Origin of the sequence: Brevundimonas sp. BR2-1 (assembly GCF_037626195.1) — a bacterium.
Classification (GTDB): Bacteria; Pseudomonadota; Alphaproteobacteria; order Caulobacterales; family Caulobacteraceae; genus Brevundimonas.
Genome location: NZ_JARKMV010000001.1, coordinates 469,380 through 481,487, shown reverse-complemented (window position 1 = coordinate 481,487; position 12,108 = coordinate 469,380). Strand labels below are relative to the sequence as shown.

General features: G+C 69.6%; 12 protein-coding genes. 9 read left to right on the top strand and 3 right to left on the bottom strand.

Annotated features, from left to right (window positions below):
• Nucleotides 1-61 precede the first annotated feature (61 nt).
• On the bottom strand, nucleotides 62-1,732 hold the full coding sequence (hutU, locus tag BrevBR_RS02425; protein WP_339999820.1) for a urocanate hydratase: 1,671 nt from the start codon (nucleotides 1,730-1,732) through the stop codon (nucleotides 62-64).
• Nucleotides 1,733-1,885: 153 nt separating this feature from the next.
• Between hutU and BrevBR_RS02420 the strand changes: the two genes are divergently transcribed.
• Together BrevBR_RS02420 and hutI are read left to right on the top strand one after the other, a co-directional pair.
• A complete protein-coding gene (locus tag BrevBR_RS02420) occupies nucleotides 1,886-2,773 on the top strand; it encodes an agmatinase family protein (RefSeq protein WP_339999819.1) in 888 nt (295 codons plus the stop codon).
• 445 nt (nucleotides 2,774-3,218) lie between these two features.
• Nucleotides 3,219-4,430, top strand: a complete 1,212-nt coding sequence (hutI, locus tag BrevBR_RS02415; protein WP_339999818.1) for an imidazolonepropionase — start codon at nucleotides 3,219-3,221, stop codon at nucleotides 4,428-4,430.
• Nucleotides 4,431-4,560: 130 nt separating this feature from the next.
• On the opposite strand, the gene BrevBR_RS02410 is transcribed toward hutI, so the two are convergent.
• Nucleotides 4,561-5,178 (bottom strand): nitroreductase family protein, encoded by a 618-nt coding sequence (locus BrevBR_RS02410; RefSeq protein WP_339999817.1) that lies wholly within the window; start codon nucleotides 5,176-5,178, stop codon nucleotides 4,561-4,563.
• Between the two features lie 82 nt (nucleotides 5,179-5,260).
• On the opposite strand from BrevBR_RS02410, the gene BrevBR_RS02405 reads away from it, so the two are divergent.
• The 3 genes from BrevBR_RS02405 to BrevBR_RS02395 all read left to right on the top strand — a co-directional run bounded on the left by BrevBR_RS02405 (nucleotide 5,261) and on the right by BrevBR_RS02395 (nucleotide 7,031).
• Nucleotides 5,261-5,911 carry an NUDIX hydrolase gene (locus BrevBR_RS02405; protein WP_339999816.1) on the top strand — a complete coding sequence of 217 codons (651 nt, stop codon included), beginning with the start codon at nucleotides 5,261-5,263 and terminating at the stop codon, nucleotides 5,909-5,911.
• Nucleotides 5,912-5,931: 20 nt separating this feature from the next.
• On the top strand, nucleotides 5,932-6,753 hold the full coding sequence (cysE, locus tag BrevBR_RS02400; RefSeq protein WP_339999815.1) for a serine O-acetyltransferase: 822 nt from the start codon (nucleotides 5,932-5,934) through the stop codon (nucleotides 6,751-6,753).
• A 65-nt stretch (nucleotides 6,754-6,818) separates the two neighbouring features.
• The gene (locus BrevBR_RS02395; RefSeq protein ID WP_325743800.1) at nucleotides 6,819-7,031 is read left to right on the top strand and encodes a DUF3126 family protein; all 213 of its coding nucleotides are present in this window, start codon (nucleotides 6,819-6,821) and stop codon (nucleotides 7,029-7,031) included.
• 78 nt (nucleotides 7,032-7,109) lie between these two features.
• On the opposite strand, the gene BrevBR_RS02390 is transcribed toward BrevBR_RS02395, so the two are convergent.
• Entirely contained in the window at nucleotides 7,110-7,505 is a 396-nt protein-coding gene (locus BrevBR_RS02390) for a hypothetical protein (RefSeq protein WP_339999814.1), read from the bottom strand.
• A 253-nt stretch (nucleotides 7,506-7,758) separates the two neighbouring features.
• Here BrevBR_RS02390 and BrevBR_RS02385 point away from each other — a divergent pair, with 253 nt between their 5' ends.
• The 4 genes from BrevBR_RS02385 (at nucleotide 7,759) to BrevBR_RS02370 (ending at nucleotide 12,102) form a co-directional block, all read left to right on the top strand.
• The gene (locus BrevBR_RS02385; RefSeq protein ID WP_339999813.1) at nucleotides 7,759-8,628 is read left to right on the top strand and encodes a 50S ribosomal protein L11 methyltransferase; all 870 of its coding nucleotides are present in this window, start codon (nucleotides 7,759-7,761) and stop codon (nucleotides 8,626-8,628) included.
• A gap of 54 nt (nucleotides 8,629-8,682) precedes the next feature.
• Nucleotides 8,683-9,186, top strand: a complete 504-nt coding sequence (locus BrevBR_RS02380; RefSeq protein WP_339999812.1) for a hypothetical protein — start codon at nucleotides 8,683-8,685, stop codon at nucleotides 9,184-9,186.
• Nucleotides 9,187-9,225: 39 nt separating this feature from the next.
• A complete protein-coding gene (locus BrevBR_RS02375; protein ID WP_339999811.1) occupies nucleotides 9,226-11,040 on the top strand; it encodes an aminopeptidase P family protein in 1,815 nt (604 codons plus the stop codon).
• A 72-nt stretch (nucleotides 11,041-11,112) separates the two neighbouring features.
• Nucleotides 11,113-12,102: an aldo/keto reductase gene (locus BrevBR_RS02370; RefSeq protein WP_339999810.1), complete on the top strand. Its 990-nt coding sequence runs from the start codon at nucleotides 11,113-11,115 to the stop codon at nucleotides 12,100-12,102.
• Nucleotides 12,103-12,108: the final 6 nt, after the last annotated feature.

Here is a 12,108-nt window from a genome sequence, read left to right as displayed (position 1 = left end):
CTCATCCGACCCGCTCCGCGGGCCACCTTCTCCCCCGAGGGGAGAAGGATAGCACTGGCGGTCATTTGAGCGACGGCAGGTTGAGGCCGTGTTCGCGGGCCGCTTCTTTCGCGATCCCATAACCCGCGTCGGCGTGGCGCATGACGCCGGTGGCGGGGTCGTTCCAGAGGACGCGTTCGAGGCGTTTCGCGGCCTCGGGCGTGCCGTCCGCGACGATCACCACGCCCGAGTGCTGGGAATAGCCCATGCCCACGCCGCCGCCGTGGTGCAGCGATACCCAGCTGGCGCCCGAGGCGGTGTTCAGCAGGGCGTTCAGCAGCGGCCAGTCGGACACGGCGTCTGAACCGTCGATCATTGATTCCGTCTCGCGGTTCGGGCTGGCGACCGAGCCGGAGTCGAGATGGTCGCGGCCAATGACGATCGGGCCGCTGAGCTCGCCCGAGGCGACCATGTCGTTGAACATCAGCCCGGCGCGATGGCGGTCACCGAGGCCGATCCAGCAGATGCGGGCCGGCAGGCCCTGGAAGGCGATGCGCTCGCCGGCCATGTCCAGCCAGCGGTGCAGGCCGGCGTTTTCGGGGAAGAGCTTCTTCATCGCCGCGTCGGTCTTGCGGATGTCGTCGGGATCGCCGGTCAGGGCGGCCCAGCGGAAGGGCCCGATGCCGCGACAGAACAGCGGGCGGATATAGGCCGGGACGAAGCCGGGGAAGTCGAAGGCGTTCTTCACGCCCGCGTCGAAGGCGACCTGACGGATGTTGTTGCCGTAATCGGTCGTGGGGACGCCGGCGGACTGGAAGTCCAGCATGGCCTGGACGTGGACGGCGCAGGAGGCGGCGGCCGCAGCCTTCACGGCCTCGGGGGCGGAGACGCGTTTGTCCTCCCATTCGGAGACGGTCCAGCCCTGCGGCAGGTAGCCGTTGACCAGATCGTGGGCGCTGGTCTGGTCGGTGACCAGATCGGGACGGACGCCGCGGCGGACCAGTTCAGGCAAGACATCCGCCGCATTGCCCAACAGTCCGACAGATATGGCTTTTCCATCCGCCTTCGCCTTGTCCAGCAGGGCCAGGGCCTCGTCCAGCGTCTCGGCCATCACATCGAGGTAGCGCGTCTTCAGCCGCATCTCGATCCGGCTGCGCTGGCATTCCACCGCGAGGCAGGAGGCGCCGGCCATGGTCGCCGCCAGCGGCTGGGCCCCGCCCATGCCGCCGAGGCCGGCGGTCAGGATCCAGCGGCCCGACCAGTCGCCGCCATAGTGCTGGCGCCCGGCCTCCATGAAGGTCTCGTAGGTGCCCTGCACGATGCCCTGGGTGCCGATGTAGATCCACGAGCCGGCCGTCATCTGGCCGTACATCATGAGGCCCTTGCGATCGAGCTCGTTGAAATGCTCCCAGGTCGCCCATTTGGGCACCAGGTTGGAGTTGGCGATCAGCACGCGCGGGGCGTCGGCGTGGGTGCGGAAGACGCCGACCGGCTTGCCGGACTGGACCAGCAGGGTCTGGTCGGCCTCGAGATTGCGCAGCTCGGTGACGATGCGGTCGAACGACGGCCAGTCGCGCGCGGCCTTGCCGATGCCGCCATAGACCACGAGGTCCTCGGGACGTTCGGCCACCTCGGGATCGAGGTTGTTCATCAGCATGCGCAGGGCGGCCTCGGCGGCCCAGGTCTTCGCGGTCATCTCGGGGCCGCGGGGCGCGCGAATGAGGCGCGTGTTCGGGGTCTGTTGAGTCGTCATGGCCCCTCTTAGCCCCTTCTCCCCTTGCGGGAGAAGGTGGCAGCCGCAGGCTGACGGATGAGGAGTCGCGCTGACCCGCCGGGCAACCCCTCATCCGACCCCGCTTCGCTCGGCCACCTTCTCCCGCAAGGGGAGAAGGGGTTATGTGGACGGATGACAGATTCAGAAGCCCTTCGCTGGACGAGCATCGCGGACCTCGTGGGAAACCACCCCGACGCATCGGTCGCCCTGATCGGGGCCGGACTGAACGAACGCTCGCTGACGCCGGGGCGGTGCGATCTCGGGCCGAAGGCCTTCCGGGCCGTACTGCCGCGGTTCTCGACCTATGACGTCGAGACGGGCGGGGAGCTGTCGACGCGGGTGCACGACGCGGGCGATGTGGCGCTGAAGGGTATGTCGCCCGCCGACGCCTTCGCGCCGGTGCGGAATGCTGCGGCGGCGCAAGGAGGGCGCGGGCTGACGGTTCTGATCGGGGGCAACAACGCCATCACCCGGCCAGGGGTGCATGCGCTGGGCCTTGACCGGGTGGGGGTGTTGACGCTCGACGCCCATTTCGACCTGCGCGACACCGATCAGGGCCTGACCAACGGCAATCCGATCCAGGCGCTGCTGGAGGACGGGCTGGACGGGCGGCGGATCAGCCAGGTGGGCCTCGCGCCCTTCGCCAATACGAAGCGGGCGCATGAGAAGGCGAAACGGGCCGGGATTTCGGTGCGGACGGCGCGGGAGTGCCGCGACGAGGGTCTGGCAACCGTGGTCGGGCAGGAGCTGTGGCGGCTGACGGCGCTGTGCGAGGTGATCTATGTCGATTTCGACATCGACGTGATCGACCGCAGCCAGTGGCCGGCCTCTCCGGGCGCGCGGCCCGGCGGGGTGTCGGTGCAGGACTTCCTCGACGCGACGCGGGTCATAGGGGCGCATCCGAAGGTGAAGGCGGTGGATTTGACGGAATATGATCCGTCGCTGGAGATCGGCGACCTCGGCTCGCTGACGGCGGGGCGCTGGTTCTGCGAACTGCTGGCGGGGTTTGAAGCGCGATGAGGTATCGCCTGGCCGCAGCCATCGTCGGTCTGGCGAGCCTGATCGCCGCGGATGCGCTGTCCTGCACGATCATCGAGCTGGGTCCGGCGGGGCGTCGATATTATCAGCGGGAGGCGTGGGAGGACGCGGATACGATTTTTCTGGCGAGGGCGACGCCCCAGCCTTTGCGTGCGCGAACCGATTTCGAGCCCATCGCGACGATCCGGGGGGATCGTCCGCCGTCCCGGTCGCAGGTGCCGATCGACCAGTCCGGCGACTGCGGTTGGCTTCCGCCTCCGCGAGGCGTGGTGATCGCCTTCGCGAGACGTGTCCGTCCCGGGGATGCGCCATGGCGGCCATGGCTTTGGGGCCGATGGCAGGTTTTTTCGCACCTGTATCCGTCCGAGGTTGCCGACGAGAAATTGGCTTCGGCCCTGCGAGACACAGCCCGTCGCCTGAGGCAGAATTGATGGCCGACCGCCTGATCACCGACTGCCGCCTCGCCACCATGGCGGAGCGCGGCGAGGCCTATGGCGCGATCGAGGATGGGGCGATCCTGATCCGCGAGGGGCGGATCGCCTGGGTCGGGGCGCGGGCCGACCTGCCGGCGCATCAGGCCGCGGAGACCGACCGGCTGGACGGGCGCTGGGTCACCCCGGGGCTGATCGACTGCCATACCCATCTGGTGTTCGGCGGCGACCGGTCGGGGGAGTTCGAGCAGCGGCTGAACGGCGCGACCTATGAGGAGATCGCGCGGGCGGGGGGCGGCATCGTCTCGACCATGGCGGCGACGCGGGCGGCGTCCGAGGACGACCTCTACGCCAGCGCGCGGGCGCGGCTGGCGGGGCTGAAGGCGACAGGCGTCACCACGGTCGAGATCAAGTCGGGATACGGCCTGGACCGCGACAGCGAACTGAAGATGCTGCGCGTGGCGCGGCGGATCGGGCGCGAGGCGGGGGTGCGGGTGCGCACCAGTTATCTGGGTCTGCACGCCGTGCCGCCGGAACATCGGGCGGACCGTGCCGCCTATGTCGATCTGGCCATAGACGGCATCCTGCCGGCGGCGCACGCCGAGGGGCTGGTCGATGCGGTGGATGCCTATTGCGAGCCCATCGCCTTCACCGTCGAGGAGACGGCGCGGTTGTTCGACAGGGCGCGGGCGCTGGGGCTTCCGGTCAAGCTGCATGCGGACCAGCTGTCTGACGGGGGCGGGGCGGCGCTGGCGGGACGGTACGGGGCGTTGTCGGCGGACCATGTCGAGCACACGGCCGAGGCGGGCGTGCGGGCCATGGCCGAGGGCGGCGTGGTCGCGGTCCTGCTGCCCGGGGCCTATCTGATGCTGCGCGAGACCACCCCGCCGCCGATCGACCTGTTCCGGACGCACGGGGTGGCGATGGCGGTGGCGACGGACTGCAATCCCGGCACCTCGCCGGTGGCCTCGATGACGGCGGCGATCACCCTGGCCTGCGTGCAGTTCCGGCTGACTCCCGAGGAGGCGCTGGCGGGGGCGACGCGGCATGCGGCGCGGGCGCTGGGGCTGTCGGACGATATCGGCACGCTGGAGGCCGGCAAGGAGGCCGATCTGGCGGTGTGGGACATCACGCGGCCGGCGGAACTGGCTTACTGGCTGGGCAAGCCGCTGCTGAACCGGGTCTATGTCGCGGGGGAGCGGCGGTAGCCGAATCTCTCTATCATGCGGGCATGAGCAGACGCCCGGACGCCATCGAATGCCTGCTGATCGCCGCCCTCGCAGCGACGACGCTGTTGATGGGCGTGGCGGTGGTGCTGCTGACGTCCAGCCTGCTGGGCTAGGGCCGGTAGGTCACCTTGTCCGCCAGTTCGGGGCGTGGCCGCTCCAGCGGCGCCTCGGACAAGGTCCCGATGTGGATGAAGCCAGCCACCTGTTCTCCGCCTTCCACGTCGAGGATGTCCAGCGCCTGCGGATCGTAGCTGTACCAGTCCGTTATCCAGCTGGAGGCGTAGCCGAGGGCGTGGGCGGCATGCTCGAGATTCATGCAGACGGCGCCCGCTGACAGCTGCTGCTCCCACTCGGGGACCTTGTGGCTGGGGACCGGGGCCGAGACGACCAGGATGGTGACGGGGGCGGCGGTCAGCTTGCCGAGGACGGCCTTCGCCTTGTCCGGCTGGGGCTGGAGGGCGGCGAGGGGTGTCAGCAACCCGGCCAGTTCAGTGCGGGTCTGATGGCCCAGGACCACGAGGCGCCAAGGGAACAGTTTGCCATGGTCCGGGCTGCGGACGCCGAGGGTGAGGATGTCCTCGAGCTCTTCGGCGGACGGGCCGGGCGGGGTCAGGGCCTGGGCCGGGGCCGAACGGCGGGTCGCCAGTCTGAGGCGCAGTTCGTCTGACGCTGTCGGAGGGGGCAGGGGGTCGCCGAGGGCGAAGCGCGGCAGGGCGGGGCGTGTCATGCGGCTCACATGGCGTCGTCCGCGCGCGCCGTCAAACGCGGACGCCGTTGCGGGCGCGACGCTCCGTCGCCATACGCACGCCATGACCGATTCCCGCACCGCCTTCGACGCCGACCGCCCTCTGCCCATGTGGGACGACGGGCGCGACCGGCCGCCGCCGTGGAGCGACCATGGCTCGAGCGACCTGTTCGAAAGCCCGTGGATGCGGCTGACACGGCACGACGCGACGGCGCCGACCGGCTTCAAGGCGGACTATGTCGTGATGCGGCCGCGGAACATGTCGGTGGGCGTGCTGCCCGTGCACGACGACGGCGCGGTCACCCTGGTGGGGCAGCAGCGCTTCGCCCTGATGAACTGGTCGTGGGAAATGCCCGAGGGCGGGGCGCCGTTCGAGGAGGATCCGATCGAGGGCGCACGGCGCGAATTGGCGGAGGAAGCGGGACTGGAGGCGGCGAACTGGCTGCCCGCCTACAAGGCCGAGATGAGCAACTCCATCACCGACGAGCGGGCCATGGCGTGGATCGCCTGGGGGCTGACGCCGGTTCCGGTCGCGCCCGATCCGACCGAGATCATCCGCGTCGTCCGCGTGCCGTTCGGCGACCTGCTGCGCGAGATCGGCACGGGCGCGATCCGGGACATGTTCACCCTGGCGACGGCGCTGAGGGCCTACCATATGGCGCGGGAAGGCGAACTGCCGCCCGAACTGGCGAAGGCCATGCTGGCGAGCGTATGATGGCGGCCATGGAGACTCCGATGCCCAAGCTGGAAGTCGTCGCCGCGCGCAACGAACCGTGGTCGCAGCTGCGCGCCGCCGCCGAGGAGACGGTGCGTGCCGAGCCGCATCTGGCGTCACAGCTGAACGCCGTAATCCTCTCTCACGGCGATCTGGCCGCCGCCCTGAGCTTCCAGATCGCGCGCAAGCTGGGCGACAGCGAACTGGGGCCGATGTCGGTGCGCGAGATCTGCCGCGACGCCTTCGACGCCGATCCGAAGATCGTGGCCTCGGCCGAGGCCGATCTGCAGGCGGTGGCCGAGCGGGACCCGGCGATCAAGACGCTGCTGCAGCCGTTCCTCTACTTCAAGGGCTTCCAGGCGCTGCAGGCGCACCGCGTGGCGCACTGGCTGTGGGGGCAGGGACGCGAGGCGCTGGCCTTCCATTTCCAGAGCCGGATTTCGGAACTGTTCCAGGTCGACATCCACCCGGCTGCGCAGCTGGGCTCGGGGCTGTTCCTGGACCACGGCACGGGCATCGTCATCGGCGAGACGGCGGTGGTCGGCGACGAGGTGTCGATGCTTCACGCCGTGACCCTGGGCGGAACGGGCGCCGAGCGCGGCGACCGCCATCCGAAGATCGGCAGGGGCGTGCTGCTGGGCGCGGGGGCGAAGGTGCTGGGCAACATCACCGTCGGCGACTACGCCAAGGTGGCCTCCGGCTCGGTGGTGCTGAAGGACGTGCCGGCCGGCTGCACGGTCGCGGGCGTGCCCGCGCGGCTGGTCAACTGTCCGACCGAGGCGACCCCGGCGCGGACGATGGACCATACGCTGGCCGACATCGTCTACGACTTCGTCATCTGAGGGTTTCCCTGTACGGCGGGTTTCTCTAGGGTCCGCGGCTTCACGAGTGACCACCGAGGCCGACCATGAACACCGCCGACATGAAGCGCGTCGAGACGCACCTGAAGCGCACCTTCAACACGGGCGGCATCATCCTGAAGCCGCGCGGCAAGCCCAGCGACTCGGCCGAGGTCTATGTCGGCGACGAATTCATCGGCGTCGTCTTCGAGGACGAGGACGAGGCCGGCAGCTTCATGTTCGAGATGGCTATCCTGGCTGAAGACCTGCCGCAGGACTGAGTTTTCCGGCGCAGGCCGGGCACGAAAAAGCGCCGGTGGAGCGATCCGCCGGCGCTTCGTCGTTTCAGGAGCTGGCGCTTACTTCTTGCCGAAGATCGCGTCGAGCAGGCCGGACAGGAAGCCCTTGCTCTCGGCGGGCTTCGCGGCCGGCTTCGGAGCAGGGGCCGCGGCCGGAGCAGCGGCGGCCGGCTTCGGAGCGGGCGCGGCCGCGGCGGGCTTGGGAGCCGCGGCCGGAGCGACGGCCGGCTTGACGGCGGCGGGTTTCGGCGCAGCAGCCGGTTTGGCGGCGGCCTTCTTCGCGACCGGCTTCTTGGCGGCGGGCTTGGCGGCCGCCTTCGGAGCAGCCTTCGCAGCCGGCTTGGCGGCGGCTTTCTTCACCGCGGGCTTCGCGGCCGCCTTGGGCGCAGCGGCCTTGGCCGGGGCGACGGTTTTGGTCGCCGGTTTGGCGGCGGCTTTCGGGGCAGTCGTCTTCACGGCCGGCTTCGCAGCAGCCTTCGGCGCGGCGGCCTTGGCGGCGGGTTTCGCAGCGGCTTTCGGCGCAGCGCTCGACTTTGTCGCCGGTTTCGGCTTGGAAGCGGCGGCGGCTGCCTTCGGTTTGGCGGCCGTACTCGTCTTGGATGGTGCTTTAGCCATGAATTCCCCGACCCCTCGGTTCAGTTGGTTGATGCTGGCGCAGGAGAGCGCACCAGCGTGCGTCTCGATTCGATATGATAGCGGTGTTTGAGAAATGTCCGAGTCCGCAGTTCAAATAATCGCACGCGGTCCCCGCGCCATCGCCGAAGCCGCCGCCGCATCGCTGGATTCCGATCCGCTGCTGGAAGGCGCAACCTATTCGATTCTCGAGGAGGACGAGGACAAGGGCATCTGGCGCATCGACGCGTTTCCCAACGACGCGAATGACGCGCGGGGCATCGAGACGCGCCTGAAGGGGCACGACGGCCTGACCGTCGTGGTCGAGAAACTGGCCGACGCCGACTGGCTGGCCATGTCGCTGTCGGGCCTGCCGCCGGTGCGCGCCGGCCGCTTCTTCGTCTATGGCGCCCACGATCAGGGCATCGTTCCGAAGAACACGGTGAACCTGAAGATCGACGCGGGCGCCGCCTTCGGCACGGGCCACCACGGCACGACGGTCGGCTGTCTGATGGCCTTCGACGAGTTGCTGAAGAAGGAACGGTTCGAGCGGGTTCTGGACGTCGGCTGCGGCACGGGCGTGTTGGCCATCGCGGCGGCGAAGACCGGATCGAAGGTCGCGGTCGGCACCGACATCGACCAGCCCTCGGTGCGCATCGCCAACGAAAATGCGAAACTGAATCAAGCCAACGCCCGCTTCGTCCACGCCTTTGGTCTGAATGACCGCAAGGTGCGGGGGCAGGGGCCCTATGATCTGGTGTTCGCCAACATCCTGGCCCCGCCGCTGGTCAGCCTGTCGCAGGACATCAAGGAGGCGCTGAGCCTCGGCGGGGTGGCCATCCTGTCCGGCCTGCTGCGGACGCAGGAGCGGCGCGTTTCGGCGGCCTATCTGTCGCGCGGCTTCATCCTCGAACGGCGCATCCACCGCGACGCCTGGAGCGCGCTGGTTCTGAGGCGAGTGGGTTAACGGCGGAACGGAGGCGAAGCGCAGCCGTTGCGGCAGTTCATTGGAGGACTGCTCGTGACTCATTACGACCCGAACGACCCGAACCGCGTACCGCCCGTCGAAACGGTCTACACCGAGACGGTGACCACGGCCGCCCCGCTGCACACCGAGACGGTCGAGACCACGGTAGTCCGTGAAACCAACAACACCGGCTGGTGGATCGCCGGCATTCTCGGTGGCCTGGTGGTCATCGCGGTGCTGTGGATCCTGTTCTCGCGCGGCGCCGCGCCCCAGACCGACGAGGCCTTGCTGCAGGCCCAGGCGGACGCCGCCGCCGCCCAGGCCGCCGCCGACTCGGCCCTGATCCAGGGACAGGTCGCGGGCGCCCAGGCCAGCGTCGACATCGCCCGCGCCGACGCCGCCCGATCGCAGGCCGAGGCCGTCCGCGCCGCCAGCGACGCCCGCGCCGCCGAAGCCCGCGCCTCCGCCCCGGTGATCATCGAACGCAAGGTCCCGGCGCCCGCTCCGGCGCCCTCGGGCGGTGTCGCCGTCGTGACCCCGACCGCGCCGCAGAACTGACGGCTTGCGACATGGCGGCGGGACGCTAGTTTCGCCGCCATGCGCCAGTCCTTCGACGAAACCACCGACCCGTCCTTCGGGGCGAAACACCTTCCCCGCGTCCGCGCCAGGATGGCCGAGCAGGGCCTCGACGGCCTGCTGGTCCCGCACGAGGACGAGCACCAGAACGAATATCTGCCCGCCGCCAACGACCGGCTCGCCTGGGTGAGCGGCTTCACCGGCTCGGCCGGGGCGGGCGTGGTCATGAAGGACCGCGCCGCCGTCTTCGCCGATGGCCGCTACACCGTGCAGGTCCGGGCCCAGGTCGACGCAAGCCAGTTCGAAATCCTCGAACTCGAGAACGGCGGCGTGGCCAACTATCTGGAGCGCGCCCCCAAGGGGGCGGTGATCGGCTACGATCCGCGCCTGCACAGTCCCGATGCGCTGGCGACCCTGAAGCGGGCGGCGGCCATGGCCGGGGCCGAGCTGAAGCCTGTCGAACCCAATCCGCTGGACCTGGCGTGGGCCGAGGAACGTCCGGCCCAGCCCGCGGCGCCCGTCGTGCCGCATGAGGAGCGCTATACCGGCGAAAGCAGCGCCTCAAAACGGAGCCGGATCGGTCAGGCGGTGGCGAAAGCCGGCGCCGACGCGGCGGTGCTGACGGCGCCCGCATCCCTGGCCTGGCTGTTCAACATCCGCGGCGGCGACGTGATCCGCACGCCCCTGCCGCTGGGACAGGCGGTGGTGAACGCGGATGGTACGGCGAAACTGTTCCTCGATCCGCGCAAGGTCACCAACGAACTGCCCGGCTGGCTGGGCGACGCAGTGACCATCGAGGCGCCCGAGGCGCTGGAGGGCGCGCTTGACGCCCTGTCGGGGCGGAAGGTGCTGGTCGATCCGGGCCAGTCCTCGGCCTGGTATTTCGACCGGCTGACGGCCGGCGGCGCCACGGTGGTGCGCGGCATGGACCCGTGCACCCTGCCACGGGCCTGCAAGAACCCGGTCGAGATCGAGGGCGCGCGTCAGGCCCACATCCGCGACGGCGCGGCCCTGACCCGCTTCCTGCACTGGGTCGACACGGTCGGCCAGGAGATCCTGCCGGACGAGCGTCAGGTGGCCGAAGCGCTGGAAGGTTTCCGCGAGGCGACGGGCGCCCTGAAGGACCTGTCCTTCGACACCATCGCCGGCGCCGGGCCGAACGGCGCCCTGCCGCACTACAAGCCGGTGGCGCGGACCATCCGCCGGATGGAGAAGGGCTCGCTGCTGCTGGTGGACGGCGGCGGCCAGTATCTGGACGGAACCACCGACGTCACCCGCACCATGGCGGTGGGCGAGCCGACCGCCGACCAGCGCCGCATGTTCACCCTGGTGCTCAAGGGCCATATCGCCATGGCCGTGGTGCGCTTCCCTGCGGGCACGACCGGGCATCAGCTGGATGCGATGGCGCGCCTGCCGCTGTGGATGCAGGGCTTCGACTACGACCACGGCACCGGCCACGGCGTGGGCAGCTATCTGGGCGTCCACGAGGGGCCGCAGCGGATCGCCAAGGCGGTGAACAGCCAGCCGCTGCTGACCGGCATGATCCTGTCCAACGAGCCCGGCTATTACCGCGAGGGGCACTGGGGCATCCGCATCGAGACCCTGCAGGTGGTCACGCCGCCCGAGCCCATTCCCGGCGGCGAGCGGCCGATGCACGGATTCGAACAGCTGACCCTGGCGCCGCTGGACCGCAAGCTGATCGACGTCGACCTGCTGACCCCGGAAGAGCGCGCCTATGTCGACGGCTATCACGCCGAGGTGCTGGCCAAGGTCGGGCCGCTGCTCGAAGGGGCCGTGCTGGACTGGCTGAAGGCGCAGACCGCCCCCTTGAAATAAGGCCGAACGGCGCCCATCTCCGAGAGGTCGGCGGTTGCGTCGCCGGCCCCCCACATTTCAAGGAGAGCGCTCATGAAGACGCGCACGCTGGGCCGTTCGGGTCCTGAAGTTTCGGCTATCGGCCTGGGCTGTATGGGCATGGCCGCCTTCTACGGCCGGCCCTCTGACGAGGGGCAGGCGACGGCGGTGATCCACCGTGCGCTCGATCTGGGCGTGACCTTCCTCGACACGGCCGAAATGTACGGCCCCCACACCAACGAGATCCAGGTCGGCAAGGCGCTGGCCGACCGGCGGGACAAGGCCTTCGTCGCCACCAAATTCGGCATCGGCTACAACGCCGACCGCACGGCCCTGACCGTCGACGGATCGCCGGCCAATGTGCGCCGCGCCATCGAGGGCAGCCTGAAGCGGCTGGGGATGGACCACGTCGATCTCTACTACCTGCACCGCGTCGATCCGAACGTGCCGATCGAGGAGACGGTCGGGGCGATGGGCGAGCTGGTGAAGGAGGGCAAGGTGCGCTTCCTGGGCCTGTCGGAGGCCGCGCCCGCCACCCTGCGCAGGGGTCATGCGGCGCACCCGATCACCGCTCTGCAGACCGAGTATTCGCTGTGGAGCCGGGAGCCAGAAGACGAGCTGCTGGCGACCTGCGAGGAGCTGGGCATCGGCTTCGTGCCTTACAGTCCGCTGGGCCGGGGCTTCCTGTCGGGCGAGATCAAGTCGGTCGATGACCTGGCCGAGGACGACTTCCGCCGCTCGAACCCGCGCTTCCAGGGCGAGAATTTCCAGAAGAACATCGACCTGGTGAACGCTGTCGCCGAGATCGCCAGGGACAAGGGGGTGACGGCGGCGCAGCTGGCCCTGGCCTGGGTGCTGGCGCAAGGGTCGCATCTGGTTCCGATCCCCGGCACGCGCCGCATCCGGACGCTTGAAGAGAATGCGGCGGCGGTCGACATCATGCTGACGCCTGAGGATATGGCGCGGATCGAGGCGGTCTTCCCCAAGGGCGCGGCCTCGGGCCATCGCTACGCCGAGGCGGCGCGGGCGGCCCTGAACCGCTGACCCCCC